The sequence below is a fragment of the Caulobacter sp. ALps2 genome, from assembly GCF_058681635.1.
This window is the reverse complement of sequence record NZ_CM178743.1, coordinates 5,107,012-5,130,558: the sequence shown is the minus strand read 5'-3', so window position 1 is coordinate 5,130,558 and position 23,547 is coordinate 5,107,012. Positions and strand designations below refer to the sequence as shown.

22 protein-coding genes and 2 tRNA genes are annotated in these 23,547 nt (G+C 67.5%); 17 read left to right on the top strand and 7 right to left on the bottom strand.

From position 1 onward, the window contains the following. Positions 1–191: 191 nt before the first annotated feature. Genes ACW173_RS24210 through ACW173_RS24190 form a run of 5 tightly spaced genes read left to right on the top strand, consistent with a single transcriptional unit; the run spans position 192 to position 4,235 of the window. Positions 192–857, top strand: coding sequence for a hydrolase (locus tag ACW173_RS24210; protein WP_492082703.1), 666 nt, complete (start codon positions 192–194; stop codon positions 855–857). 54 nt (positions 858–911) lie between these two features. Further along, positions 912–1,181 carry a DUF1427 family protein gene (locus ACW173_RS24205; RefSeq protein WP_492082702.1) on the top strand — a complete coding sequence of 90 codons (270 nt, stop codon included), beginning with the start codon at positions 912–914 and terminating at the stop codon, positions 1,179–1,181. Continuing rightward, the gene (locus ACW173_RS24200; RefSeq protein WP_492082701.1) at positions 1,178–3,118 is read left to right on the top strand and encodes an amidohydrolase; all 1,941 of its coding nucleotides are present in this window, start codon (positions 1,178–1,180) and stop codon (positions 3,116–3,118) included. Before ACW173_RS24205 ends, ACW173_RS24200 begins: the two co-directional genes overlap by 4 nt. 2 nt (positions 3,119–3,120) lie before the next feature. Beyond that, positions 3,121–3,537 carry a DoxX family protein gene (locus ACW173_RS24195; protein ID WP_492082700.1) on the top strand — a complete coding sequence of 139 codons (417 nt, stop codon included), beginning with the start codon at positions 3,121–3,123 and terminating at the stop codon, positions 3,535–3,537. Beyond that, complete coding sequence (locus ACW173_RS24190; protein WP_492082699.1) at positions 3,534–4,235, top strand: YoaK family protein; 702 nt, start codon at positions 3,534–3,536, stop codon at positions 4,233–4,235. Before ACW173_RS24195 ends, ACW173_RS24190 begins: the two co-directional genes overlap by 4 nt. A gap of 22 nt (positions 4,236–4,257) precedes the next feature. On the opposite strand, the gene ACW173_RS24185 is transcribed toward ACW173_RS24190, so the two are convergent. Beyond that, a tRNA-Val gene (locus ACW173_RS24185) sits at positions 4,258–4,332 on the bottom strand. A gap of 48 nt (positions 4,333–4,380) precedes the next feature. Beyond that, positions 4,381–5,106 carry a phosphoglycolate phosphatase gene (locus tag ACW173_RS24180; RefSeq protein ID WP_492082698.1) on the bottom strand — a complete coding sequence of 242 codons (726 nt, stop codon included), beginning with the start codon at positions 5,104–5,106 and terminating at the stop codon, positions 4,381–4,383. Positions 5,107–5,176: 70 nt separating this feature from the next. Here ACW173_RS24180 and glmU point away from each other — a divergent pair, with 70 nt between their 5' ends. From glmU to ACW173_RS24145, 7 genes are all read left to right on the top strand, one after another. Continuing rightward, positions 5,177–6,550 (top strand): bifunctional UDP-N-acetylglucosamine diphosphorylase/glucosamine-1-phosphate N-acetyltransferase GlmU, encoded by a 1,374-nt coding sequence (gene glmU, locus ACW173_RS24175; RefSeq protein WP_492082697.1) that lies wholly within the window; start codon positions 5,177–5,179, stop codon positions 6,548–6,550. Next, entirely contained in the window at positions 6,547–7,230 is a 684-nt protein-coding gene (gene rpiA, locus ACW173_RS24170; protein ID WP_492082696.1) for a ribose-5-phosphate isomerase RpiA, read from the top strand. Before glmU ends, rpiA begins: the two co-directional genes overlap by 4 nt. 126 nt (positions 7,231–7,356) lie before the next feature. Further along, complete coding sequence (gene gor, locus ACW173_RS24165; protein WP_492082695.1) at positions 7,357–8,757, top strand: glutathione-disulfide reductase; 1,401 nt, start codon at positions 7,357–7,359, stop codon at positions 8,755–8,757. Further along, positions 8,754–9,980 carry an O-antigen ligase family protein gene (locus ACW173_RS24160; protein ID WP_492082694.1) on the top strand — a complete coding sequence of 409 codons (1,227 nt, stop codon included), beginning with the start codon at positions 8,754–8,756 and terminating at the stop codon, positions 9,978–9,980. Before gor ends, ACW173_RS24160 begins: the two co-directional genes overlap by 4 nt. Positions 9,981–10,090: 110 nt before the next feature. Further along, positions 10,091–11,470 carry a class II 3-deoxy-7-phosphoheptulonate synthase gene (locus ACW173_RS24155; protein WP_492082693.1) on the top strand — a complete coding sequence of 460 codons (1,380 nt, stop codon included), beginning with the start codon at positions 10,091–10,093 and terminating at the stop codon, positions 11,468–11,470. 77 nt (positions 11,471–11,547) lie between these two features. After that, positions 11,548–12,456, top strand: a complete 909-nt coding sequence (locus tag ACW173_RS24150; protein WP_492082692.1) for a retropepsin-like aspartic protease — start codon at positions 11,548–11,550, stop codon at positions 12,454–12,456. A gap of 102 nt (positions 12,457–12,558) precedes the next feature. Next, the gene (locus ACW173_RS24145; protein ID WP_492082691.1) at positions 12,559–14,349 is read left to right on the top strand and encodes a long-chain-acyl-CoA synthetase; all 1,791 of its coding nucleotides are present in this window, start codon (positions 12,559–12,561) and stop codon (positions 14,347–14,349) included. Between the two features lie 14 nt (positions 14,350–14,363). On the opposite strand, the gene ACW173_RS24140 is transcribed toward ACW173_RS24145, so the two are convergent. Beyond that, positions 14,364–15,164, bottom strand: coding sequence for a DUF2306 domain-containing protein (locus ACW173_RS24140; RefSeq protein WP_492082690.1), 801 nt, complete (start codon positions 15,162–15,164; stop codon positions 14,364–14,366). A gap of 137 nt (positions 15,165–15,301) precedes the next feature. Between ACW173_RS24140 and ACW173_RS24135 the strand changes: the two genes are divergently transcribed. Then, positions 15,302–16,288 carry a helix-turn-helix domain-containing protein gene (locus ACW173_RS24135; protein WP_492082689.1) on the top strand — a complete coding sequence of 329 codons (987 nt, stop codon included), beginning with the start codon at positions 15,302–15,304 and terminating at the stop codon, positions 16,286–16,288. Here the strand turns inward: ACW173_RS24135 and ACW173_RS24130 are convergent. Together ACW173_RS24130 and ACW173_RS24125 are read right to left on the bottom strand one after the other, a co-directional pair. Then, positions 16,285–17,193: a M23 family metallopeptidase gene (locus ACW173_RS24130; RefSeq protein WP_492082688.1), complete on the bottom strand. Its 909-nt coding sequence runs from the start codon at positions 17,191–17,193 to the stop codon at positions 16,285–16,287. The genes ACW173_RS24135 and ACW173_RS24130 overlap by 4 nt on opposite strands. Before the next feature lie 2 nt (positions 17,194–17,195). Next, positions 17,196–17,867, bottom strand: coding sequence for a hypothetical protein (locus ACW173_RS24125; protein ID WP_492082687.1), 672 nt, complete (start codon positions 17,865–17,867; stop codon positions 17,196–17,198). Between the two features lie 191 nt (positions 17,868–18,058). On the opposite strand from ACW173_RS24125, the gene panD reads away from it, so the two are divergent. Further along, positions 18,059–18,415, top strand: a complete 357-nt coding sequence (gene panD, locus ACW173_RS24120) for an aspartate 1-decarboxylase (protein ID WP_492082686.1) — start codon at positions 18,059–18,061, stop codon at positions 18,413–18,415. Beyond that, entirely contained in the window at positions 18,415–18,876 is a 462-nt protein-coding gene (locus ACW173_RS24115) for a hypothetical protein (protein WP_492082685.1), read from the top strand. Before panD ends, ACW173_RS24115 begins: the two co-directional genes overlap by 1 nt. Before the next feature lie 61 nt (positions 18,877–18,937). On the opposite strand, the gene ACW173_RS24110 is transcribed toward ACW173_RS24115, so the two are convergent. After that, the gene (locus tag ACW173_RS24110) at positions 18,938–19,702 is read right to left on the bottom strand and encodes an SIMPL domain-containing protein (RefSeq protein ID WP_492082684.1); all 765 of its coding nucleotides are present in this window, start codon (positions 19,700–19,702) and stop codon (positions 18,938–18,940) included. Positions 19,703–19,851: 149 nt separating this feature from the next. Here ACW173_RS24110 and ACW173_RS24105 point away from each other — a divergent pair. Both ACW173_RS24105 and ACW173_RS24100 read left to right on the top strand, forming a co-directional pair. Further along, positions 19,852–19,927 (top strand) — tRNA-Ile (locus ACW173_RS24105). A 267-nt stretch (positions 19,928–20,194) separates the two neighbouring features. Next, positions 20,195–20,509 carry a hypothetical protein gene (locus ACW173_RS24100; RefSeq protein WP_492082683.1) on the top strand — a complete coding sequence of 105 codons (315 nt, stop codon included), beginning with the start codon at positions 20,195–20,197 and terminating at the stop codon, positions 20,507–20,509. 78 nt (positions 20,510–20,587) lie between these two features. Here the strand turns inward: ACW173_RS24100 and ACW173_RS24095 are convergent, their stop codons facing one another. After that, positions 20,588–23,314: a TonB-dependent receptor gene (locus tag ACW173_RS24095; RefSeq protein ID WP_492082682.1), complete on the bottom strand. Its 2,727-nt coding sequence runs from the start codon at positions 23,312–23,314 to the stop codon at positions 20,588–20,590. Between the last annotated feature and the right edge of the window lie 233 nt (positions 23,315–23,547).

Sequence of the window (23,547 nt, the reverse complement as noted above, 5' to 3'; positions counted from 1 at the left end):
GCGCACAAAGGCGCTCGCGAGCAGAGGTTGGAATGGGCCGCCGCGGTTACAGCGCCAATGTTGGCGCATAAATGGAAACAATGAATTTCTATCATTTCCATTTATGCGGCGATGCGTCGCGGCCAGAGTGTTGTTGTCAGAACAACGGGGCGGCCGGGGAGCGGCCCTCCAAACATCGAAGGACGCAAGCCATGACCCAAGCCACCGCCACCCCCGGCGCCCGCCTGCTGAACGCCGACGATCACACCCTGATCATGATCGACTACCAGTCGCAGATGGCCTTCGCGACCAAGTCGATTTCCGCGACCGAACTGCGCAACAACGCCGGCCTGGTGGCCAGCGCCGCCGCCGGCTTCGGAGTCTCGACCATCCTGACCACCGTCGCCGAAAAGAGCTTCTCGGGCCCGATGTTCTCGGAAGTCACCGCGCCGTTCCCGGGCAAGGCCCTGCTGGACCGCACCTCGATGAACACCTGGGAAGACGAGGCGGTGATCGCGCGGGTCAACGCCATCGGCAAGAACCGTATCGTCCTGGCCGGCCTGTGGACGTCGGTCTGCATCGTCGGCCCGGCCCTGTCGGCCCTGGACCAGGGCTTCGAGGTCTATGTCATCACCGACGCCAGCGGCGACGTCTCTGACGAGGCGCATGAACGCGCGGTGTCGCGCATGATCCAGGCCGGCGCCCAGCCGATCACGTCGCTGCAATATCTGCTTGAGCTGCAACGCGACTGGGCGCGGGGCGAGACCTACGACCTGACCACCGGCATCGCCCGCGAGCTGGGCGGCGCCTACGGCCTGGGCATCACCTACGCCAAGTCGATGTTCGGCGCTTCGGAGAGCCACGCCGCCACGGCCTGACTCCATTCTTGAAGGAGCGGCGCGAGGCCGCTCCTCCTCTTCGGAGCGACTATCATGAAGCCCTATCTGTTTTCGCTCGGCGCCGGCCTGCTCGTCGGCGTGATCTATTCGCTGCTCAACGTGCGCTCGCCCGCGCCGCCGGCCATCGCCCTGCTGGGCCTGCTCGGCATGTTGCTGGGCGAGCAGGCGGTCCCGATCGCCAAGCGCCTGCTGACCAGGGCCCCGGTCGCGGCCTATCTGAAGACCCCCGAATGGGCCGGTCAGGTGCTGGGTCCACAGGCCATCGCCGGCGACGGCCCCGACTCGAAGAGGGACCAGGCATGACCACCCTCGATCGCCGACAAGCCGTGGCCTTGGGCGCGGCCTTCCTGTCCAGTTCCGCTTTCGCCCAGCCCCGGAGGCCCGGCCCCATGACCGATCTGCTGCTTATCAACGGTAAGTTCACGACCCTGGATCGTGGCAACCCGCGCGCCGACGCCGCCCTGGTCCGCGACGGCAAGTTCGCCGCCGTCGGCGAGGAGGGCGAGGTTCGCGGCCAGGCCGGTCCGAACCCGACGATCATCGACCTGAAGGGGCGTCGGGTGATCCCCGGCCTGATCGACAGCCACATGCACATCATCCGCGGCGGGCTGAACTACAACATGGAGCTGCGCTGGGACGGCGTGCCGACCCTGGCCGACGCCATGGCCATGCTGAAGAAACAGGCCGCCAACACCCCGCCGCCGCAGTGGGTGCGCGTGGTGGGCGGCTTCACCGAGCACCAGTTCGTCGAAAAACGCCTGCCGACCCTGGACGAGATCAACGCCGCCGCGCCCGAGACACCGGTGTTCATCCTCCACCTCTACGACCGCGCGCTGCTCAACCGCGCCGCCCTTCGCGCCGTCGGCTACACCAAGGACACGCCCAACCCGCCGGGCGGCGAGATCCAGCGCGACGCCTCGGGCGAGCCGACGGGCCTGCTGCTGGCCCAGCCCAACGCGACGATCCTCTACGCCACCTTGGCCAAGGGGCCCAAGCTTCCGCCCGAGTACCAGCTGAATTCCACCCGCCACTTCATGCGCGAGATGAACCGCCTGGGCGTGACCGGCGTGATCGACGCCGGCGGCGGCTTCCAGAACTATCCCAACGACTATGAAATCATCGAAAAGCTGCACATCGACGACCAGCTGACCCTACGCATCAGCTACAACCTCTTCACCCAGAAACCGAAGGCCGAGCTGTCGGACTTCCAGAGCTGGTCCAAGCAGGTCAAGCCCGGTCAAGGCGACGACACCTACCGCCACAACGGCGCGGGCGAGATGCTGGTCTACAGCGCCGCCGACTTCGAGGACTTCCGGGTCGAACGCCCCGAGATGCCCGCCAACATGGAGACCGACCTGGAGCCGGTAATCCGTCACCTGGTCGAGAACCGCTGGCCCTGGCGACTGCACGCCACCTATGACGAAACGATCACCCGGGCGCTGGACGTGTTCGAGAAGGTCAATCGCGACATGCCATTCGACGGCCTGCACTGGTTCTTCGACCACGCCGAGACGATCAGCGACCGCAACATCGATCGGATCGCCGCGCTCGGCGGCGGCATCGCCGTGCAGCACCGGATGGCGTTCCAAGGCGAGTATTTCATGGAGCGCTACGGGGCCAAGGCCGCCGAGGCGACGCCGCCGATCGGCAAGATGCTGAAGGCCGGCGTTCCCGTGGGCGCGGGCACCGACGCCACGCGGGTCGCTAGCTACAATCCCTGGGTCTCGCTGAACTGGTTGGTCACCGGCAAGACGGTGGGCGGCACGCGGCTCTACCCGCCGGCCAACCGCGTCGACCGTGAAGAGGCCCTGCGCCTGTGGACCACGGCCAACACCTGGTTCTCGAACGAGGAAGGCAAGAAGGGCCAGATCGCCGTCGGCCAGCTGGCGGATCTGGCGGTTCTCTCGGACGACTACATGACCGTGCCCGAGGACGAGATCCCGCGCCTGTCGGCGGTGTTGACCTTGCTGGGCGGCAAGGTCGTCCACGGTCAGGGCGAGTACGACAAGCTGGCGCCGGTCCTGCCGCCGCCGATGCCCGACTGGTCGCCGGTGCGCACGTTCGGCGGCTACCAGAACCGCTCGCGCGGACACGCGCGCGCCCTGGCCAGCGCCTGCGGCTGCGCCAGCGGCTGTAACGTCCACGGTCACGACCATGCGGCCGCCTTGGGAGCTCAAGCCCCGACCTCCGACACGCGTTCGTTCTGGGGCGTGATGGGCTGCGGCTGCTGGGCGGTATGATCATGACCAGCCCCAAGCCCATCGCCGTCCTGCTGCGCGCCCCGGCCTTCGGACCGGTCGCCCGTGCGGTGTTGACCACGCCGTTCTGGTTCGCCGGCCTCTACAAGCTGACCCATCCGCCCGCCGCCTTGGGCGAGGCCGCCCACTTCGGCCTCGAGCCCGCCGGTCTGGTGGTTGCCGCCACGATCGCCGTCCAGCTCGGCGGTTCGGTCCTGCTGATCGTCGGTCGTCTTGGCTGGCTGGCGGCCGGCGCGCTGGCCGTCTTCACCGCCCTGGCCACCCTGATCGCCCATCCCTACTGGACGGTCGCCGACCCGATGGAGCGCTTCCACGCTCTGAACACCTTCCTCGAACACGTCGGCCTGATCGGCGGCTTCATGCTGGCGGCGATACTCCTCGACAAGGAACGCGCCGCATGAGCCCGCAACCGAAACGGCTGGCCGGCGCCACCAGCATGGGCATGGCCTTCGTCGGTGGTTATGTCGACGTGATCGGCTTCGTCCTGCTGTTTGGCCTGTTCGTCGCCCACGCCACCGGCAACCTGGTCATGCTGGGCGTGGCCCTGGCCGGCGACACGGGCGGCCTGGCGACCAAGGTCCTGGCCCTGCCGGTCTTCGTCGGCGCGGCCGCCGCCACCTACGCCCTGATCCGCTGGCGCAACACCCGGGGCCAGCCTTGCGAGGTTCTGGTCCTGGCTCTGCAGGCCGTCCTGCTGCTGCTCTTCATGCTGCTGACCGTGCGGGCATTGCCGTCGGCGAGCGCCGATCAGCCGGCCGTCATGCTGGCCGGCCTGGTCGGCGTGGTCGCCATGGCCGTGCAGAACGTGGGCGCGCGGGTGGTCTTCTCGCAGCTGGCGCCGACCACGATGATGACCGGTAACGTCACCCAGATCGCCATCGACCTCGTCGACCTCGCCGTCGCGCGCGGCCGTCCCAACGAGGCGCTGCGGGCGCGGATCGCCAAGACCTGGCCCCCCGTCGCGGCCTTCGCCCTTGGCGCGATCAGCGGCGCCGTCGGTGTCCTGCTCGCGGGCGCCTGGAGTTTGGTCCTAGGCGTCATCATCGTCGCCGCGCTGGCCGTGCTTCACAGCTGGCCAGGCGGAACAGCCGCCGACTGATGGTCATATTTGGGAAAGGGAATGGTGGATGCGACAGGGATTGAACCTGTGACCCCCTCGGTGTGAACGAGGTGCTCTCCCGCTGAGCTACGCATCCGCCGGTGTGGAGAGGCCCGTGAAGGACCGATCCGCGAGAGGAGGGGGCCTATAGCCCGGTGTTCGGCGCGGGGCAAGAGGCCAAAAGCGAGATGCAGGCCTGCGGCACATCCAAAAAGCTGTGGATGACCAGATCGCCCCCCAGGCTCTCGACGGGTTCCTCGGTGTAGCCAAAGCTGACCAGCACGCTGGGGACACCCGCGTTTCTGGCGCCCAGGGCGTCGTTGATGCTGTCGCCGACCATGACGGCGCGGGCCGGATCGCCGCCCGCGGCCGCGATCGCCGCCGTGACGTGACGGCCATCGGGCTTGGCGGCCGGGGCGCCGTCGGCGCCGATCACCGCGTCGAAGAAGGGCAGCAGATCCACCGCCTCCAGCAGGGCGTCCGACAGGTTGGTCAGCTTGTTGGTGCAGACGACCAGCTTGGCGCCAGCGGCCTTCAACCCCGTCAGGACCTCGACCACGCCGGGGAAGGGCGCGCTCTCCTGGGCGATGCGGGTCAGGTAGTGGGCGATGAAGCGCTCGACCAGCGGCGGGGCGCGCTCGGCGTCCAGCGGCGCGCCGGCGGCGGCGAAGCCGCGTTCCAGCAGGGCGCGGGCGCCGCGACCGACCATCAGCCGCACCTCGTCGAAGGGTAGGGGCGGCAGGGCTTCCTGGGCCAGAATGATGTTCAGCGCGCCCACCAGATCGGGCGCGGTGTCAACCAAGGTGCCGTCGAGGTCGAAGGCGATGGTGGCCCCATTCAGGGCCTCGTTCAGGTCATGAAGCTGGCTCATGGGTCTGGCGTTTCCGCCAATTGCGCGGCTAATGCAACGCTGAACGCTCTTCAGGGAGTCGCCCGCGCCCATGACTGATTCCGCCTCTATACCGACGCGCCCGCGCGCCGCCGTGATCCTGGCCGCCGGCCAGGGCACGCGGATGAAGTCCCCGACCCCCAAGGTGCTGCACAGGCTGGCCGGCCGCACCCTGCTGGACCACGCCATCGACGCCGCCGAGGGGCTGGGCTGCGAGCGGATCGTGGTCGTGGTCGGCGCGCACAGCCCGCGGGTCGGCGAGAGCGCCCGCAAGCGCCTGGGTCCGAACGCGACCGTGATCCAGGATCCGCCGCTAGGCACTGGCCACGCCGTGCTGGCCGCCAAGGACGCTCTGGCCGATTTCGACGGCGACGTGGTCGTGACCTATGCCGACTGCCCGCTGACCACCGCCCCGGTCATCGCGCCGCTGTTCGATCTCTTGGCCGCCGGCACGGACGTCGCGGTGCTGGGCTTCGAGGCTCACAGCCCGACCGGCTATGGCCGCCTGATCCTGGCGCCGGGCCACGTGCTGCTGCGTATCGTCGAGGAGAAGGAAGCCGACCTCGCCACCAAGCAGGTCAAGCACTGCAATTCCGGCGTGCTGGCGGCTGATCGCTCGACGCTGTTCAGCCTGTTGGCCGATATCCGCAACGACAACGCCAAGGGCGAGTACTACCTGACCGACGTCGTGGGCCTGGCCCATGACCGCAAGCTCGCGACTCGCGCGGCCTTCGCGCCGGAAGCCTCCGTGCAGGGCGTCAATTCCCAGGCCGAGCTCGCCGCCGCCGAGGCCGTATGGCAGAAGGCTCGCCGCAACGCCCTGATGGTCGAGGGCGTGACCATGCCCGCGCCCGAAACCGTCCACCTGTCGTGGGACACCAAGGTCGCGGGCGGCGCCGTCATCGAGCAGTTCGTGGTCTTCGGCCCCGGGGTCAGCGTCGCGGCCGAGGCGATGATCAAGGCCTTCAGCCATCTGGAAGGCGCGGTCGTGGGCCAGGGCGCTCTGATCGGCCCGTATGCCCGTCTGCGCCCGGGCGCGGAGATTGGCCCGGAGGCCCACATCGGCAACTTCGTGGAAGTGAAGAAGGTCAAGGTCGGGGCGGGGGCCAAGGCCAACCACCTCAGCTATCTGGGCGACGGCTCCATTGGCGAGAAGGCCAACATCGGAGCCGGCACGATCTTCTGCAATTACGACGGCTTCGAGAAGTTCGAGACCCATGTCGGCAAGGGCGCCTTCATCGGCTCCAACAGCGCCCTGGTCGCGCCCGTGCGGGTGGGCGATGGGGCGATGACCGGCTCGGGCTCGGTGATCACCAAGGACGTCGAGGACGGGGCGCTGGCTCTGTCGCGCGCCGTACAGACAGCGAAGGCGGGATGGGCGACCAAGTTCCGCGCCCTCAAGCAAGCCAAGAAGGACAAGAAATGAGCGCCGACGATCAGAAGCGCGCCTCGGGCGAAGCGGCCGCCGAGCTTGTCGAGAGCGGCATGACGGTCGGCCTGGGCACCGGCTCGACGGCCGCCTGGTTCGTCAAGGCGCTAGCCGCCCGCGGCCTGAAGGATATCCGCGGCGTGCCGACCTCGGAGGCCACCGCCAACCTGGCCCGCGAGCTGGGCATCCCGCTGGCGGCGCTGGATGACGTCAAGACCATCGACCTGACCGTGGACGGCGCCGACGAGGTCGGCCCCGGCCTGTCCCTGATCAAGGGCGGCGGCGCGGCCCTGCTGCGCGAGAAACTGGTCTGGGAAGCCTCGACCCGCTGCGTGGTCATCGCCGACGCCGCCAAGAAGGTCGAGGCCCTGGGCAAGTTTCCGCTGCCGATCGAGGTGGTCCGCTTTGGCCACGTCCACACCAGCTGGCGGCTGGCCGATATCGCCGCCGAGTTCGACCTGCCGCCGCCGCGCCTGCGCCAGGCCGATCGGGGCATGGTGGTCACCGACGGCGGCAACCTGATCTACGACATGGCTTCGGGCCGCATCGACGAGCCGGCCGCCTTGGCGACGGCCCTGAAGAGCGTGACGGGCGTGGTCGACCACGGCCTGTTCCTGGACCTGGCCGACGAGGCCTTGATCGGCACGGAGCAGGGCGTAGTGCGCCTCGTTCCCTGACGTCCTACATAGAGCGCCCGAGCTTTGTCTGTAGGCAAAGCTCAGCTTTTGCTTTTGAGCATTTTTCGATCCGATAACCGCACACACTTATCGAAAAATGCTCTTTAGGTTACCCGGAGGCCGGTGATGGCTGACTACGACTTCGATCTTTTCGTCATCGGCGCGGGCTCGGGCGGCGTGCGCGCCGCGCGACTGGCGGCCATGAGCGGCGCCAAGGTCGGCGTGGCCGAGGAGTATCGGGTCGGCGGCACCTGCGTGATCCGCGGCTGCGTGCCCAAGAAGTTCATGGTCTATGCCAGCGAGGTCACCAGCCAGCTGAAGACGGCCAAGGGCTATGGCTGGACGATCGGCGAGGCCAGCTTCGACTGGAAGGGCTTCATCCACGACAAGGACGTCGAGATCGCTCGCCTGTCGGGCATCTACGTCACCAACCTGCAGAAGGCCGGCGCCAACCTGCTGCACGGCCGGGCCCAGGTCGTCGACGCCCACACCGTCGAGGTGCTGCCCAAGGAGGGTAGCAAGGACGCCGGGACCTATACCGCCAAGAAGATCCTGATCGCCACCGGCGGACGCCCGGTGCGCCCCGAGTTCCCGGGCGCGGAGCTGGGCATCACCTCGGACGAGGCGTTCCACCTACCGAAGCTGCCGAAGAGCATCATGGTCGTCGGCGGCGGCTATATCGCCGTCGAGTTCGCCGGCATCTTCGCGGGGTTGGGCGTGCAGACCACGCTGCTCTATCGCGGGGCCAACATCCTGCGCGGCTTTGACGACGACGTCCGCTCGCATCTGGCCGACGAACTGGGCAAGAAGGGCATCAAGGTCGTGCTGGGCTGCTCGCACACCTCGATCGAGAAGCAGGAAGACGGGACGCTGCTCAGCACCCTGACCAGCGACCTGACCTTCGAGACCGAAGCGGTGATGTTCGCCACGGGCCGCGAGCCTTACGTTCAGGGCCTGGGCCTGGAGAAGGCGGGCGTGAAGCTCAACGACAAGGGCGCGATCGCGGTCGATGAATTCTCCAAGACCAATGTCGCCAGCATCTGGGCGGTCGGCGACGTCACCGACCGGATCAACCTGACGCCGGTGGCGATCCGTGAAGGCGCGGCCTTCGCCCAGACCGAGTTCTACAACAACCCGACGACCTTCGATCACGAGATGGTCGCCTCGGCGGTGTTCTCGCAGCCACCGGTCGGCTCGGTCGGCATGACCGAGGCCGAGGCGCGCCATGCGTTTGGAACGGTCGACGTCTATCGCGCCGTGTTCCGCCCTATGAAGATCACCTTCTATGGTGGCCAGGAGCGCTGCCTGATGAAGATCGTGGTCAAGCAGGATGACCAGAAGGTGGTCGGCGTCCACGTGGTGGGTCCGGACTCGCCCGAGATCATCCAGATGGCCGCCATCGCCGTGAAGATGGGCGTGACCAAGCAGCAGTGGGACTCGACCTGCGCGGTGCACCCGACGCTGGCCGAGGAACTGGTCACCATGCGTGAGAAGTACGTCCCGGTCGAAGTCGGCGGGGTTGGATGACGCCTTCTAGCGTCCTGGAGACTGAACGGCGTACACGCTGGCTGGGAGGGCTCGCTGTCTTCCTGATGGCGCTGACGCCGTTGGTCGGTTACCTGGCCCCGCTGGGGTCGGCGACCGTGCTGAGCCTGGTCGGCCTGCTGGCCGTGCCGGGCCTGGCGCGCTCGCGGCCGCCGGTGTTGCCGATGTTCGCCCTGCTGCTGTTGGTGCTGTGGGCGATGGTCAGTCTGGCCTGGAGCCCCGCCGCGCCGCATCTGGCCGACTTCAAGCGCAGCAAGGACCTCGAGGATCTGACGATCCTGAAGCTGGTCGTGGAGTTGGGCGTCTATGCGGCCGCCTATGCAGCGCTTACCGACCTGTCGCGGCGCTCGGCCCGGCTGGCCGGCCGCGTGATGGTCGTCGGCGTCATCCTGCTGGCCCTGGTGACCTTCCTGGATGGCTTGTCGAAGGGCTTCGTCTACCAAGCCCTCCGCCGGCTCGACGGCGACCCCGTCAGGCCCGACATCGCCCTGGTGAAGGTCTCGATGGGGACCTACACCCTGGTGCTGCTGTTCTGGCCCGTCGCGCGCCTGCTGGACGCCTGGAAGTTTCCGGGCCGCAATATCCTGATCGCCCTGACCGCCGTCATGATCGTGGTCGGCGCGCACTTGACCGGCGCCGACGCCCCCATCGCCGCGCTGGGCCTGGCCGGCATGGCCTGGCTGGGCGTGCGACTGATCGGCAAGCCGTTCATCCGGGCGATGATCCCGATCGTCTCGGCGATCTTCATCTTCGCGCCGATGGCCATTCTGTGGGCCGTGCGCTCGGGAGCCTTCGCCTGGCTGCACGTATTGGCGCCGCCGTCCTGGGACGCACGCCTGAACATCTGGGCCCACGCCGCCAACCTGACGGTCGACCACGCCCTGCGCGGCTGGGGCTTCGACGCCGCCCGGACCTTCCCGGGCATCCCGCTGCACACACACAACGCGGCCTTGCAGCTGTGGCTGGAGCTGGGTTCGGTGGGCGCGGCTCTGGCGGCGGCCTTCTTCGCGTGGATCCTGTACCGCATCGTCGGCTGGACCGGGATCAACCGTCGCGACGGCGCGATGGCGGCGGCCACGCTCACGGCCTTCCTGGTGATCGGCGGCGTCAGCTTCGGGGTCTGGCAGGAATGGTGGGTGGCGCTGGGCGTCATCGCCGCCATCGCCTGCGGGGTCGCGCAAAAATCGAGCTCTATCCCCAAATAGCGCCGCAATGAATTTCCCCATCGGGTGGGGCGGCGGTATGATCTCGCACGATTTTGCCTTTCGTCCCTTTCGCGGTATCAACGCCGCCCTTTTTGCTTATCGAGCCTGTCATGACCGCCCGTTGGACGCCCGCCTCTTGGAGAGCCAAACCCGCCAAGCACATGCCCACCGACTATCCGGACATGGGCGCGGTGGAACGGGTCGAGCAGACGCTGCGCCAGATGCCGCCGCTGGTCTTCGCCGGCGAGGCGCGCAGGCTGAAGAGCCTGCTGGGCGATGTCGCCGAAGGCCGGGCTTTCCTGCTGCAGGGCGGCGACTGCGCCGAGAGCTTCAAGGAATTCCACGCGGACAACATCCGCGACACCTTCCGGCTGATCCTGCAGATGGCGGTGGTGCTGACCTTCGCCGGCGGCAAGCCGGTGGTGAAGGTGGGCCGCATCGCCGGCCAGTTCGCCAAGCCGCGCTCCGAGCCCATCGAGACGATCGGCGACGAGACCCTGCCGTCCTATCGCGGTGACATCATCAACGGCATGGACTTCACGGCCGAAGAACGCGTGCCGGATCCGGACCGCCTGCTGAAGGCCTATGGCCAGTCGGCCTCGACCCTGAACCTGTTGCGCGCCTTCGCCAACGGCGGCTATGCCGACCTGCACAACATCCATCGCTGGACCCTGGGCTTCGTCGGCGACAGCCCGCAGGGCGCGCGCTACCGCGAGCTGTCCGACAAGATCACCGAGAGCCTGGCCTTCATGGCCGCCATCGGCGTCACGCCGCAGAGCCATCCGGGCATGCACCAGGTGGAGTTCTTCACCAGCCACGAAGCCCTGCTGCTGGGCTTCGAGGAAGCCATGACCCGCATCGATAGCACCTCGGGCGACTGGTACGACACCAGCGCCCACCTGCTGTGGATCGGCGAGCGGACCCGCCAGCTGGACGGGGCGCATATCGAGTTCATGAAGGGCGTGAAGAACCCGATCGGCCTGAAGTGCGGTCCGACGATGGAGGGCGATGATCTGCTGCGCCTGATCGACGTGCTGAACCCTAACAACGAGCCCGGCCGCCTGACGCTGTATGGCCGCTTCGGCTCGGACAAGATCGCCGACCGCCTGCCGCGCCTGATGAAGGCGACCAAGGCCGCCGGCCGTTCGGTGGTCTGGGCCACGGACCCGATGCACGGCAACACGCTGAAGGCCTCGACCGGCTACAAGACCCGTCCGTTCGACCGTATCCTGAGCGAAGTGAAGAGCTTCGTGGAGATCGCTCAGGCGGAAGGTGTCCACCCCGGCGGCGTCCACCTGGAGATGACCGGCCAGAACGTCACCGAATGCCTGGGCGGCGCCCGCGCGGTTTCGGAGACGGACCTCGCCGATCGCTATCACACGCACTGCGACCCGCGCCTGAATGGCGAGCAGGCGCTGGAGCTGGCCTTCCTGGTGGCCGAGAAGCTGAAGTCCGCCCGCGACGACCAGCGTCGTCTCGCCGCCGGCTAGGTTCGTCGATCAGCGAACGGCGCTATCTGGCGTCGTTTCACGCCTGCCTATACCGTCCTCCCTCGGGAGGAAAGCGCATGGAAGATCAAGGCGTTGAGCGCCGCGTGCTGATGGGGTTGATCGCGGGCGCGGCGGTCGCGCCCCGCGCGGCGCTGGCGTTCCAGGACGCGCCGCCGGCTGTCGATCCGCTCAGGTATCTCGACGCCGCCAGGCGGCTGGCCGTCAAGGCGCGGGTGAACGGGGAGGGGCCGTTCGACTTCCTCGTCGACACCGGCGCCAACAGCTCGGTGATCACCGCCGAGCTCGCCGCCCAGCTGAGGCTGCCGCGTGGCGCGCCCAGCCGGCTGCACAGCATCGCTGGCGCCCAGTCCGTCGAGACCGTCAGGGTGGCCAGGCTGGCGGTCGGCGAGCGCTCGCGCCAGGACATCACCGTCTCCATCTTGGCGCGCGAGCAACTGCGGATGGACGGCGTCCTGGGCCTGGACTGGCTGGACCGCGCCAGCCTGCTGCTGGACTTCAAGCACCGCCGCATGACGGTAGGCGAGGCGCTGCCGCTGGCCGACGGCCAGACCGTAATCGTCAAGTCCAAGCTGCTGCGTAGCGGCCTGACCCTGATCGACGCCTTCATGCCCCTGCAGCGGCTCATCGCGTTCGTCGACAGCGGCTCGACCACCACCGTCGGCAACTTGGCGCTGCTGGAGGCGGCCCGAGAGAACAACGCGGTGCTAGGGTCGCTGGCCGCGACCGAACTGCGCAGCGTGACGGGCCAGGTGCTGCCCGGACGTTCGGCGATTCTCTCCCGTCTGACGCTGGGGAAGATGACGTTGCGGAACGTGCCGCTAATCATCGGCGCGATCCATACCTTTGATTATTGGGGCTTTCGCGAGCAGCCAGCCATCGTGATCGGGTCGGACATCCTGCAGAAGTTCGACAGCGTGGCGATGGACTTCAAACGCAACGAGGTGCGCTTCCGCGTTCCTGGCTAAGGCGCCTTTTTCGACGAACGGCGAAAGGTTTGCGATGCAGCGCGCGGCGTCTTGACCGGCCGCGCGGCGCTCTCCAATGGTTGTTCGAAGGGAGAGCCATACATGCGTTTGCGTCAGAAAATCCGGCGGGAGATCAAGTTCCTCAAGGGACTGTCCCGGACGCTCAAGCGCGTTAAGTCCATCGCTCCCGACAGTTCGAACCTGATCTGCGACGACCTCGAGGCCGCGGTCGACAAGTGGCGTGACCGCAAGGCGATCACATTCGAAGGTAGGACGGTGAGCTACGCCGAGCTCGACGCCATCGCCAACCGCTACGCCCACTGGGCCAAGGGGCAAGGGCTGACGCGGGGCCAGACGGTGGCGCTCTTCATGCCCAACCGGCTGGAGTACATGGCCATCTGGTACGGCCTGTCCAAGGTCGGCGTGGCCACGGCGCTGATCAACAACCAGCTGACCGGCGCGGCCCTGGCGCACTGCCTGAACATCTCCCAGGCCCTGCACTGCATCGTCGACCCCGAGACCTCGCCGTGCTTCGAGGACGTGAAGGGCCAGCTGCAGCGTCACATGCACCAATGGGTGCTGGGCCCGGTGACGGGCGAGCAGCGCGACCTGGTCAAGGCGCTGAAGAGCTGCAGCCAGCTGCGTCCCGACCGCGAAACGGCCCGCGACGGCATCGTCGCGAAGGACACCGCGCTTTACATCTTCACTAGTGGCACCACCGGCCTGCCCAAGGCCGCCCGCATCACCCACATGCGCGCCCAGCTCTACATGCGCGGCTTCGCTGGCTCCACGGGATCGAAAGAGACCGACCGCATCTATGTGACCCTCCCGCTGTACCACGCCACCGGCGGCCTCTGCGCCATGGGCGCGGGCCTGCTGAACGGCGGATCGATCGTGCTGCGCAAGAAGTTCTCGGCCACCCACTTCTGGCCCGAGATCGTCGCCGAGAACTGCACCATGTTCGTCTACATCGGCGAGCTGTGCCGTTACTTGGCCAATCAGCCCGAGCACGAGCTGGAGCGCGCCCACAAGATCCGTATGATCTTCGGCAACGGCCTGCGGCCCGACGTCTGGAACGACATGCTGGACCGCTTCAAGGTCGGCGAGGTGCTGGAGTTCTACGGCGCGACCGAGGGCAACGTCTCGCTGTTCAACTTCGACGGCCGCCGCGGCGCCATCGGCCGGATTCCCGGCTATCTGAAGAAGAAGTTCAACATCCGGATCGTCAAGTTCGACGTCGAGACCGAGACGCCCGTGCGCAGCGCCAACGGTTGCTGCATCGAGGTCGCGCCCGGCGAGGTCGGCGAGTGCATCGGCCATATCGGCAGCGACGCCCGCTCGAACTACACTGGCTACGCCGACAAGGCCGCCACCGAGAAGAAGGTGCTGCACGACGTCTTCGCCAAGGGCGACAACTGGTTCCGCACCGGCGACCTGATGAAGGTGGACAGCGACGGCTACATCTATTTCGTCGACCGTATCGGCGACACCTTCCGCTGGAAGGGCGAGAACGTCGCCACCAGCGAGGTGTCCGAGCGCATAGCGGGTTTCGAGGGCGTTCAGGAGGTCAATGTTTACGGCGTCAAGGTTGGCGACCTGGACGGCAAGGCCGGCATGGCCTCGCTGGTCGTCGAGGGCGAGTTCGACATGGTCGCCTTCGCCAAGTACGTCGATGAACAGCTGCCCAGCTACGCCCGCCCGATCTTCGTGCGCCTGCAGAAGGCGATCGAGACCACCGGCACCTTCAAGTACCGCAAGATGGACCTGGTCAATGAGGGCTTCGACCCGGCCAAGACCAAGGACCCTCTGTACTTCCGCGATCCCGCCAAGGGCTATGTGAAGATCACCAAGGCCTTGCACGCCAAGATCGAAAGCGGTGCGTTCAAACTGTAGGCCTTTTGGACCCCTTAGAGATAAGGGGCCCACATGAACGCGATCGTGCCGAAGACGCCCAACGCCATGAAGACGGAGGCCGCCACCACCGCGGCCGCCGTCAGGGCCTTCAGAGCGCCATTGGCGCTTCGCTCCGCCGCGCCATGCAGTTCCAGAAACGCCAGCGGGATCAGGTAGCTGCCGAAGGTCAGGACGATGTCGGCGGGGCCGGACATGTCCTTGGTCATGCCCACGGGGCCTCTGTTGACGACGACCCAGCCCATCAGGCCAACCCGCAGGAACCAGACGCCGCTGACCACCATGAAGGTCCGCAGGGCCCACAGGCGATGCTCCGTGAACCGCCGCTTGACCGCGTGGCGCCAGGCCAGCCCGGCGAAGATCAGGATGAGCAGGCCGTTGATCAGGATGGCGACCGCCGAGATCACCGACAGGTAAGTGCCCCTGACCACCGACAGCCCGGCGCCGCTCAAGGCCATGAAGATGGCTAGACCCAAGAAGGTGCGGCCGGTCCAGCGATGCAGCCGGGGCCACCCGCGGCGCAGGCCGGGGATCAACTGCATCAGGCCGCACAGCGTCACCACCGAGGCCAGCAGGACGTGGGCGGCGAAGACGACGTTGCCCAGGTCGTCGCCCTTTATGTAACCGTCGATGAGGGGCTTGTCGTTCCAGCCGGCGAAGTTTCCGGTCGCCGTGCGGACGCCATAGAAGGCGAGGATGAAGCCGATGAAGGCGGCCTGGCCGACGGCCGCGACGACGAACCAGAGGACGCTGGCCCAGCGCAGGGCGGCCGCGCTTCGCGGGGATGGGGTCGACATGAAAGCTCCTGACGCGACCACGAGACTGAGGTCGACGGCAGGGATGGCGGCGACGCGAACGTCGGGTCTCGCCGATTTGGAATTCGGCTAGAGATATTGTCCAAAGTCTGGGGCAATTTCGAACGGGGAGGCGCGGCATGGCGTCGGCGGCGACATTCAGTGCTTCGATCGCGGCCGTGGGCAGGGGCCTTCGACCGTGGCGCCCACGTGGTCGGCTGCGGGTTCACGCGGCGATCGCGACAGTCTCGTTTGTCTCCTACGCCCTGAGCCGGTTCGTCGAAGGCTGGGCCGCGACGGCCCTCTCTGTGGTCGGCGTCGGCGCCTGCGGCTGGGCCTGGCTGGTGGCGCGCGCCCTTTTCGACCCGGCGGAGCGGGACGTCGGGTGGGCCCGGGTCGTCGCCCTGGTCGTCGCGGTCAGCGGAGGCCTGTCGGTCCTGGTCCCGACCGGCGGCCTGGTCGGACGCGTCGCCGACAATGTCTATGCGTTGAGCGGCTCGGCCGCCCTGCTGCTGACCTTCGTGGAGCCCTTCCAGCGCCATGCGCGCGACCTGTCCGACGTCGAGAAGCGCTTCCGGTTCGGTTTCGTCACGGTCTACGCCGTCCTGGTGGCGGTCTCGGTCCTGGGCCTACGCGCGCCCGACGACGTCCTGCGCGACGACGTGGTCAAGAGCGCCTGCGCCGTCGTGGGGCTCGTGGCCGTCCTGGTCGCGGTCTGGTTCCGCCGGGGTCATCCCCTTGCCCCCGCGGCGCCGCGCCGCGCGCCGACCGACGATGACGCCCGCTTGGCCGAACGCCTGCGGCGGCTGGTGGTCGAGGAGGGCATCGACAGTCTGCACGAGCTCAAGATCGGCGACGTCGCCGCGCGACTGGGCGAGCCCGAACACAGGGTCTCGCAGTGCATCGGCGCCGCGCTGGGTTTTCCGAACTTCAATCGCTGGATCAACCACCACCGGATCGCGCGCGCCAAGATGCTGCTGGCCTGTCCCAACGAGCGGCGGTCGATCCTGGCGATCGCCTTCGCCTGCGGTTTCGCCTCGATCGGCCCATTCAACCGCGCCTTCCGCGACGAGGTCGGGACGACGCCTCGGGCCTATCGCTCGGCGGCGCGGGCCAGCGCGCGTTAGGGCGCGCCGCACACCTTGCCATCCAGCTTGCGCTGATAGGCCTCGGCCAGGCTCAGATAGGGCGGCAGGAAGGTCAGCAGCGCCACCGCCTTGCCGTCGGAGGTCGTGCCCGTCACCCCCGCCCGCAGCTCGAAGTGCAGGTGGATGGTCGTGGGCGTGCCGCCGAAGTCGTTCGACACCTTGCCCAGCTTCTGGCCGATCGCGACCTTGTCGCCTTCCTTGACCGCCAGGGTCGCTACCTGCATGTGCAGGTAGCGGTAGGTGTAGTGCGGCGCGGCCTTGGCCACGAGGGTCACGCTATAGGAGCCGATATCGGTGATCGTGCCGGCCTCGGCGGCCACGGCCCAATGCTCGTTCTTCTTGCAGGTGGCCGGGCGGATGTCCTGGCCCTGGTGGCCCGTGCCGGCCCCCGCGCACAGCGGGTTCGCGCGCGAGCGCGCCTCGCAGAAGGTGTCGCGCCAGGGCAGGGTGTAGTTCAGCGTATCGCATTGGCTGGGCTTGCCCGGCGGGCCCATGCCGCCGCCGGGGCCGTAGACCTGCGAGTTGGGGAAGCCCGCGTCGGCCATCGGCCAGCACATCTTGGGCGACCACACCGTGCGGTCCAGATAGCCCGGACCCTGGCCGGCCGGGATCGCGCCCGCGGGGGCGTGGTCGAAGGTCGCCGGCGATGGCGCGGGTGGTTCTGGCGGCTGTGGCGCGGGATCAGGGCTGGGCGGCACCGGCTCGCTTGACGGCTGCTCGGCCCCGCCGTCGACGGGTGTGTCGTCGGCCGTGGGCGGGCCGGGCTCGGGCGAGGCCGGGGTCTTGACCGAGTCACCGGTCGCGGGCGGCTTGGTGGTGTCGTCGCAGGCGGCCAGGGCCGCGAGCGACAGGACCGTGACGACGAGGAGCGGGGAGAGGCGCATGATCAACCTCCCAGCCCGGCGGCTTGCCGCGCGGCCTTGCCCATCACCACGGCCGTGGTCTTGCCGACCAGACCCAGCACATAGTTGTCGTCGATGCAGCGCGGGTCGCTGGGCGCGTCACAGCGGATCTCCACCGTGTAGAGCACGCCGTAGCGCACGAAGCTGGCCAGCTGGCCGTCGACCGTGCGCTGGATGGTCAGCTGTTCCGGCCCGGTCTCGATCTTCAGAGGCTTGCTGGCGGGCAGGGGCACGGTGGTCGTCGTGCCGCTGAACGACACCCCGCCACCGGCCGTGTCGGCGGTGATCGTGTAGTAGTCGCCGAAGCTGTAGATCCGCGCGTTGGCGGCCAGCTTGGCGTCCGTCGGCAGCAGGATCGGCACGGCGGTGAGGTCGACCTGCTCGCGGTTAAGATTGCCGCCCAGGTTCTCACCGACGCCGCCCGACTGGCGCAGGCCGCCGACCGCGCCCTGCCAGTCCACGCGGCCGCGCGGCGCGGCCACGAAGGCCGCGGCGTTCGGGCGAAAGACCGGCCGCGCGGCCGGAGCCGCCGCGCCTGGTATCGGCGCGCCCGTCGCGTCTCGCGTCTGGGCGGAGCTTGTGGTGATCCAGGTCGCCCCCGCGACCAAGGTCACGGCGACGGCTCCCGCCGCCGCCAGCCATTTTCCGTGACGCATGGTTTCCCCCGCAGAACCGCGTTCGGCGAAACCCTAGCGCGAAACGGCGCCGGTGTTAACCTTTGTCGTCATGCCGCGGTGCGATTGAACGCCGGAGGCTTCGTGCTATAGGACGTGACCTGCTTTTTACGGGCCTTGTGTGTGGCGGCCCGGAAGACCCCAAACCATTCAAAGGGATAGGCTTCCCCGCCATGCTGCTCACCATGCTCAAGGCCAAGCTGCACCGCGCCACGGTGACCCAGGCCGACCTCGACTACGAAGGCTCCATCGCCATCGACCGCGACCTGCTGGACGCCTCGGGCATCCTGCCGAACGAGCAGGTCGACGTGCTGAACATCACCAACGGCGCGCGCTTCACCACCTACGCCATCGAGGCCCCGCGCGGCTCGAAGGTGATCGGCGTCAACGGCGCCGCCGCCCGCCTGGTGCAGAAGAACGACCTGGTGATCGTGGTCACCTACTGCCAGATGGCCGCGGAAGAGGCGCGCAACTACGCCCCGACCGTCGTGCTGCTGGAAGACGGCAACCTGATCAAGAAGGCCGCCTGATGCGTCGCATCGCGCTCGGCGTGCTGGCCGCCGCGAGCCTGTCCGCCTGCTCCCCGAAGTTGCCGGACGGCGTGGACAGCAGCATCCTGACCCAAGCGGTCGGCAAGTCGATCGGCTCGCCCTCGACCTGCGTGGTCATCGCCGACGCCGGCGGCAAGCTGGTCTGGCGCGGCGGCGGCTATGTCACCTGCGCGCGCGACCTGCCCGATTGCGAAGGCGGCCAGACCACGGCCGAGGCTCTGCTCAAGGCCAGCCTGGGCAAGCCCGCCCGCTTCATCAGCTGCCCCAGCGGCTCGGCCCCCGCGAACACCGTCGGCTGGTCCATCGGCCCCGTGCCGACCGGCGACGGCAAACCGGCGCGTAACCTGACCTATGTCGCGGTCATGGAAGGCGAACGCGCCCTTCCGGGCCTGGAGATCAAGGACCGCGTCGAGCGGGCCTTCAAGAAGGCCGGCTTCTAGAGACATCAAAGCCGCCGCCGGGTCTTCCCGACGGCGGCTTTTTCATGCCTGCTAGGCAAGGCTACTTCGTGACTTCGTAGACCGCGCTGACGTCGATGCGAACCTTCAGCTCACCGCCGGCGATGCTGGTCGAGTCGGCCATCTCGCGCTTGGCGGCGAAAGCCATCATCGGGACCGGCGGCGGGGCGGGCATGTAGCCGCCGCCTTCGCTCAGATTGACCAGACGCACGGTCTTGTAGCCGGTGGCGCGGCCGTACAGCTCGGCCTTGGCCTGAAGGGCCTTGACGGCCTCCAGGCGCGCGGCGTCCTCGGCGACCCGCGGGTTGGCCAGGCCGAAGCTGACGCCGTTGATCGTGTTGGCGCCGGCGCCGACCGTGGCGTCCACTGTCGCGCCCAGCTTGGCCAGGTCACGCACCGTGATCGTCACCTGGTTCGAGGCCTGGTAGCCGGTCAGCTTCGGCGGTTGGTTCTGCTCATAGGCGTACTGGGCGTTCAGATTCAGGTTCGAGGTCTGGATGTCGCGCTCGGCGATCCCGGCCTTCTTCAGGGCGGTCATCACCTGGTTCATGCGCGCGCCGTTGGCCTTCAGGGCCTCGCCAGCGGTCAGGGCCTCGGTCTGGACGCCCAGATTGATGGTGGCCATGTCCGGCGCCACACGGGTCTCGCCATAGGCCGACAGGCTGAAGGTCGTGGCCTTGAAGGCCGCGTCGGTCGAGGTCTGGGCCAGGGCCGGAGCGGCCGCGCCCAGCAGCAGAGCACCGCCGATCAGGGCGGGCAGGGCGTAAGCGGCCAAGGGGCTGACGGTACGGCGAGCGGTGTTGGTCATCGTTCTTTTCTCCAGGGCGGGCCAGCGCAGGGAAGCGTCGCCGGACCACTATGGTTCCTTGGTGACAGCCCCAACCTGAACCGGAGCTTTAAGCCGCGTTCGGCTCATGTTATTCGCCGGCTCTCGCGTACGCTCACCCGTATCCGCGCGGGCCTGTAGCTCAATGGTTAGAGCCGACCGCTCATAACGGTCTGGTTGGGGGTTCGAGTCCCTCCAGGCCTACCAATTCTTCCAATAAATACAATGCGTTACGCTTGCATGAACACGTTTTGGGAAAATTGTTCCTTTTTTGTTCCAAATTTCCAGGAAAATATAATCATGCCGAGTCGGCGTCAGAACCGGACGTATGCGTCCTTGGAGCTAATCGACTCTTGCGCCGCTCATAGGCACATTTGTTAACGGCGAGGACGGTCCGGGCGCCGTCGCGGCCGCGATGCAGATCGGAACGTCCTGACGCCGTCATCCAAGATCCCAGGCCGTAAGGAGGCTGTGATGGACATCGATCCCGACCGCCTGCGCGCGATCGTAGGCGCGCTCGGCGGCGTGGCCATCTATGGCCTGGTGCAGGTGGGCGCGCCGAGCGGCGCGAGCCCTCGCGAACTGACGATCCGGCTGGCCTGCGCCACGGCTTCGGCCGTCATCCTGGCGGCGTTCTTCGTCAAGGCGGCGCTGCCGCTGATCCCCTGGGCGCCGATGCGCGAGGCCCATCTGTTCGGCTTCGCGATCGGGGCCTTTAACTGGGACCTGCTGCCGCTACTGTTCCGGGTCGTTAGGCGTCGCGCGGCCGAGCGGGCGGAGAAGCTCTAAGTCGCCCTGGCCAAAAAAGAAGCCCCTGTCGGGCAGGACCGACAGGGGCGCTCAAGGCTTTGGGGGAAATTTACGCGCTTAGAACTTGTAGTTCAGGCCCACCAGGAAGGTGCGGCCGTAGTTCTGGTAGTCGATGACCTGGCGCGGATCGTTGTTCTGATAGGTGACGAAAGGCTCGTTGGTCAGGTTGTTGACCTGGGCCAGCACCGACAGGCCGTCCATCGGGCCGTCGCTGAAGGTGTAGCCGATCTGGCTGTCGACCACGGACTCGCCCTTGACCATCCGGTAGTTGCGGCCGTTGCCGAAGCCGGAAACCTCGCCCAGGAACTTCGAGCGATAACGGTCGCTGACCCGGAACGAGAAGCCGTTCTTCTCGTAGTAGACGGTCAGGTTGGCCACGGTCTTGGACAGGCCGGGGATCGGGGCGGTCCGGTCGGTGGGGTTCGGCTGGATCGAGCTGTCGGTGTACGACGCGCTGAAGGTGGCGCCGAAGCCGTCCAGGATCGGGGTCAGCAGCGCGCCCGGCATCGAGGCGGCGAACTCGACGCCCTTCACCTTGCCGCCCTTGCCGTTCTGCGGGGTCGTCACCAGGCCTTGACGGGTGGCGGGCGTGCCGCCGCCGGTCGGGAAGCCGGTGAAGTCGAAGATCACGCTCTGGTCGTAAACGTAGGTCTTCAGGTCCTTGTAGAAGGCGGCCAGCGAGATGTAGGCCTGACGGCCGAAGTACTTCTCGTACGACACGTCATAGGCGTCGGCGCGCCAGGGCTCGAGCTCCGGATTGCCGCCCGTGCCGCTCCACGGCGAGAAGTTGATGTCGGTGTTGCCGGCTTTGGCGGGATCGTAGCTGAAGGTCTTGGACGCGCGCATCTGGTCCATTCGCGGCCGGGCCAGGGTGCGGGCGACGGCGAAGCGCAGGCTCTGCTCGTTGGGCAGGGCGAACTGCAGGTTCACGCTGGGCAGGAAGTCGACGTACGTCTTGCCGCCGGCCAGGTTGGCGCGGGTCACGCCCGCGCCGGTGCCCGAAGCGCCCAAGGCGGTCGAGCTCTGGTCGGTGTGAACGATCTGGAAGCCGAAGTTGCCCGTCACCGGCACGCTGCCGACGGCGGCGTCGATATTGGCCTTCAAATAGCCGACCGCGACCTTCTCCTCGACGTCCCAGCTCTTGACCAGCACGTCGGCGTTCGGGTTGCGGACCAGGTCGTACGTACCGTTCTTGATCAGGGCGAAGGGGTCGTAGCTGACCATGCCCTGGATGCCGATGAAGGCCAGCGAGGTGGTGCCGACGATCGCCGATTGCGGGATCGACACGCTGGCGGGCGACCCCTTCACGCGCAGGAACCACTCGTCGTTCACCAGCGCCTTGGAGCGTTCGCTGTAGTTGAAGCCGGCCTCGAACGACGACAGGCCATCGTCCAGGGCCTTGGTCGCCGAGAAGCGGGCCGCCTTCAGTTCGTCCTCGATCTTGGGCTGGTTCAGATAGCCGTCCTGGCCGCCGGCGATGATGTCGCTGCCCCAGCCTTGCGAGCTGGTCAGCTTGATCAGGTTGGGATCGGCGTAGTTCAGGCTCGACTTGAAGATCGCCACGCCGTCACTGTTCATCGTGAAGGTCATGTTGTCGGTCGCGCCCGTGCCCGAGCGGCCGGTGCCGGCGTAGCTCTCGACGATCTGGTCGGTGCGCTCGACCTTCGAATAGGAGAGGTCGCTGACCAGGGTCCAGTCGTCGCCGACGTTCAGCTTGTTGTTCCAGCCGACCGACTTGATCGTGGCGTCACGATCGTTGCCGTCGTTGCGCACCACGCCCTTGACGCCGTTGAAGGCGCCGCTGGTGACGAAGCCGTTCTCGATCTTGGCATTGGTCAGGGGCACGCCGCCCCAGACCAGCGGCAGTTCGATGCCGCGCTGGATCTGGTGGTTCTTGAACTCCGAATAGAAGACGTCCAGCGACGAGCTGAAATTGTCGGTCGGCTTGAATTCCAGGACGCCGATGACGCCGTCGCGCTTGAGCATGCTGGACTGGACGTACGGCTTGGCGCCGCCGATCACCAGGTTGCCGGCCGCGTCGGCGGTGGGGTAGCCCCACGAATTCCAGCGCTCGGCCTGGTAGGGCGACTCCATGTGGGCGTAGCCCAGGGCGACGCCCAGCTTACCGTCCATGAACTGGTCGATGTACGAGATCGACAAGCGGTTGCCGTGGGCCTTGGTCCCGGCGTTCAGGGCGCCGATGTCGTTCCACTCGTAGCGGGCGCCGATGGCCAGGGCGCGCTTGCCATAGGCCAGCGGGCGGACGGTGCGCATGTCGGCGGTGCCGGCCAGGCCCTGGCCGATCAGGCCGGCGTCCGGGGTCTTGTAGACCACGACGGCGCTCAGCAGTTCCGACGGATACTGGTCGAACTCGACGCCGCGGTTGTCGCCGGTCGAGACCTGCTCGCGGCCGTTCAGCAGGGCGGTGGTGAAGTCCGGCGCCAGGCCCCGGATCGAGATGACCTGTCCGCGGCCGTCAAGGCGCTGGGCGGTCAGGCCGGGGAGGCGGGCGATCGACTCGGCGATCGACACGTCCGGCAGCTTGCCGATGTCCTCGGCCGAGACGGCTTCGACGATCGAGGTCGAGCTTTTCTTCAGCGAGATGGCGCCTTCGATGCCGCGGCGGATGCCGGTGACGACGATCTCTTCGACCTTCGAGTCGTCCTGAGCGGCGGTCGTCGTGGTCTGGGCCTGGGCCGAGCCGGCCATGGCGAACGCCAGCGCCAGGCTCGTGGCGCTGCCGGCCATCAGCCACGCGCGGCGGCGCGAGAATTGGGTGTTCATCGAGTCTCCCTCCCTGTCCGGCTCTGCGCGTTTTACGTCTGCGGCGGGCCGTTGGTGCAAACTACTGCAAATTAACGCGCTGTAATCAACCCAAAAAATTGCAAGTCGCCAGCCTCGAGGCCCGCGTTTTCGGTGGAATAGCGCCGCCTGTGGCTTCTTTGCGCCACATGGTGTGAGCTTTTCGCGGCCAAAGCGCCGCAAATCCCTTCAATGAGATGGATTGACAGCCTGCG

Coding starts and splice junctions, on each gene's coding strand:
- ACW173_RS24210 (WP_492082703.1), top strand. CDS start 192: ATGACCCAAGCCACCGCCACCCCCGGCGCCCGCCTGCTGAACGCCGAC.
- ACW173_RS24205 (WP_492082702.1), top strand. CDS start 912: ATGAAGCCCTATCTGTTTTCGCTCGGCGCCGGCCTGCTCGTCGGCGTG.
- ACW173_RS24200 (WP_492082701.1), top strand. CDS start 1,178: ATGACCACCCTCGATCGCCGACAAGCCGTGGCCTTGGGCGCGGCCTTC.
- ACW173_RS24195 (WP_492082700.1), top strand. CDS start 3,121: ATGACCAGCCCCAAGCCCATCGCCGTCCTGCTGCGCGCCCCGGCCTTC.
- ACW173_RS24190 (WP_492082699.1), top strand. CDS start 3,534: ATGAGCCCGCAACCGAAACGGCTGGCCGGCGCCACCAGCATGGGCATG.
- ACW173_RS24180 (WP_492082698.1), bottom strand. CDS start 5,106: ATGAGCCAGCTTCATGACCTGAACGAGGCCCTGAATGGGGCCACCATC.
- glmU (WP_492082697.1), top strand. CDS start 5,177: ATGACTGATTCCGCCTCTATACCGACGCGCCCGCGCGCCGCCGTGATC.
- rpiA (WP_492082696.1), top strand. CDS start 6,547: ATGAGCGCCGACGATCAGAAGCGCGCCTCGGGCGAAGCGGCCGCCGAG.
- gor (WP_492082695.1), top strand. CDS start 7,357: ATGGCTGACTACGACTTCGATCTTTTCGTCATCGGCGCGGGCTCGGGC.
- ACW173_RS24160 (WP_492082694.1), top strand. CDS start 8,754: ATGACGCCTTCTAGCGTCCTGGAGACTGAACGGCGTACACGCTGGCTG.
- ACW173_RS24155 (WP_492082693.1), top strand. CDS start 10,091: ATGACCGCCCGTTGGACGCCCGCCTCTTGGAGAGCCAAACCCGCCAAG.
- ACW173_RS24150 (WP_492082692.1), top strand. CDS start 11,548: ATGGAAGATCAAGGCGTTGAGCGCCGCGTGCTGATGGGGTTGATCGCG.
- ACW173_RS24145 (WP_492082691.1), top strand. CDS start 12,559: ATGCGTTTGCGTCAGAAAATCCGGCGGGAGATCAAGTTCCTCAAGGGA.
- ACW173_RS24140 (WP_492082690.1), bottom strand. CDS start 15,164: ATGTCGACCCCATCCCCGCGAAGCGCGGCCGCCCTGCGCTGGGCCAGC.
- ACW173_RS24135 (WP_492082689.1), top strand. CDS start 15,302: ATGGCGTCGGCGGCGACATTCAGTGCTTCGATCGCGGCCGTGGGCAGG.
- ACW173_RS24130 (WP_492082688.1), bottom strand. CDS start 17,193: ATGCGCCTCTCCCCGCTCCTCGTCGTCACGGTCCTGTCGCTCGCGGCC.
- ACW173_RS24125 (WP_492082687.1), bottom strand. CDS start 17,867: ATGCGTCACGGAAAATGGCTGGCGGCGGCGGGAGCCGTCGCCGTGACC.
- panD (WP_492082686.1), top strand. CDS start 18,059: ATGCTGCTCACCATGCTCAAGGCCAAGCTGCACCGCGCCACGGTGACC.
- ACW173_RS24115 (WP_492082685.1), top strand. CDS start 18,415: ATGCGTCGCATCGCGCTCGGCGTGCTGGCCGCCGCGAGCCTGTCCGCC.
- ACW173_RS24110 (WP_492082684.1), bottom strand. CDS start 19,702: ATGACCAACACCGCTCGCCGTACCGTCAGCCCCTTGGCCGCTTACGCC.
- ACW173_RS24100 (WP_492082683.1), top strand. CDS start 20,195: ATGGACATCGATCCCGACCGCCTGCGCGCGATCGTAGGCGCGCTCGGC.
- ACW173_RS24095 (WP_492082682.1), bottom strand. CDS start 23,314: ATGAACACCCAATTCTCGCGCCGCCGCGCGTGGCTGATGGCCGGCAGC.